Origin of the sequence: Cryobacterium sp. MP_3.1 (genome assembly GCF_035984795.1) — a bacterium.
Classification (GTDB): domain Bacteria; phylum Actinomycetota; class Actinomycetes; order Actinomycetales; family Microbacteriaceae; genus Cryobacterium; species Cryobacterium zongtaii.
In genome coordinates this window covers 1-1,269 of record NZ_JAXCHV010000075.1, presented here as the reverse complement: position 1 = coordinate 1,269, position 1,269 = coordinate 1, and the positions used below count along the sequence as shown (strand labels likewise).

Genomic DNA, 1,269 nt, shown 5'->3' with positions numbered 1-1,269 from the left:
GGCAAAGTCAAGTGGTGGATGCAACGGGTCGGGTTTCTAGGCTGCGGTGAGCAGTTCGGCGAGGCGTTGGGTTGGGGTAGCCATGTTGAGCGTGGGCCGTGGCCGGTGGTTCAGCGCGTTCTGAACTCGGGTGAGTTCAGCGGGGTCGTGAACGGAGAGGTCGGAGCCCTTCTCGAACCAGTGCCGCAGGAGCCGATTGGTGTTCTCGTTCGATCCGCGCTGCCAGGGTGAGTGCGGGTCGCAGAAGAAGACCGGCGCGTTTAGTTCCGAGGTGATCCGGCGGTAGTCGGCCAGCTCGGTGCCGCGGTCCCAGGTGATGCTGCGGCGCAGGTGAACAGGGAGCTCCTTCATCGCGGCGATCATCGATGTTGCGACGGTGTCGGCGGTGTGGTCGCCGGGTAGGTGCAGCAGCAGCACGAAACGGGTCGACCGTTCGACCAGCGTGCCGATCGCGGTTCCTCCCGAGCCGATGATCAAGTCGCCTTCCCAGTGCCCTGGGACGGCCCGGTCGGCGACCTCGGCCGGCCGTTCGCTGATCTTGAAGGCGTCTTTGTAGGGACTCGACGAGCGTCGCGAACCACGGGGAACCCGCTTCGCCCGGCCGGTGGACAGCTGTTTTGCGAGGTCTGCCCGCAGAGTTCCGCGGGTCTGAACGTAGAGCGTCCGGTAGATCGTCTCGTGGCTGATCTGCATGGTCCCATCATCCGGGAACATCTCCCGCAGCGTCCGGGCGATCAGCTTCGGCGACCAGCCCTCATCCATTGCGTCCTCAACGAAACGCGCCAGCTCCGGCCTGCCGGCCAGGATCGGCCGCTTCGGCCGGCGCCGCACCTGGTGGGCGTGATTGTGGGCACGGGTTGCGTAGTAGACCCCATCCGGGCCCCGATTGCGCCCGATCTCCCGCCAGATGACGGTGCGGTCCCGACCGACCTCAGCCGCGATCCGCGCATGCGACCAACCGGCGCGCAACCCTACCTGAATCGTGACCCGGTCCGGCAACGTCAGATACCGGCTACCGACAAGGGCATCATCGAGTGCGCGATCGGCTAAGCCGCCGCCCGCCCGCCAGGAATCAAGTGTCATGCCACCAGATTCTCGCCACCAATTCGACCCGGTGCGCGCCGACGCGCCCAACACCACGGCGGCATCCATTAGCGACGCACCGCCACACACCAAATCAACAAACGACGACCGCGTACCTGCAGGAAACGTCTTCGGCATCAGCAACTCCTTCGAATCAGGATGTTGCAACGACCGTATGACTTTGCC

Annotated in this window: 1 protein-coding gene; it reads right to left on the bottom strand. The window is 65.1% G+C overall.

Going from position 1 to position 1,269, the window contains the following annotated elements:
- Window positions 1-36 precede the first annotated feature (36 nt).
- Complete coding sequence (locus RCH12_RS18490; protein ID WP_442784599.1) at window positions 37-1,221, bottom strand: IS30 family transposase; 1,185 nt, start codon at window positions 1,219-1,221, stop codon at window positions 37-39.
- Window positions 1,222-1,269 lie beyond the last annotated feature (48 nt).

Bases quoted from the DNA above. Each gene is read 5' to 3' on its own strand.
- RCH12_RS18490 (WP_442784599.1), bottom strand. From the start codon at position 1,221: ATGCCGAAGACGTTTCCTGCAGGTACGCGGTCGTCGTTTGTTGATTTG.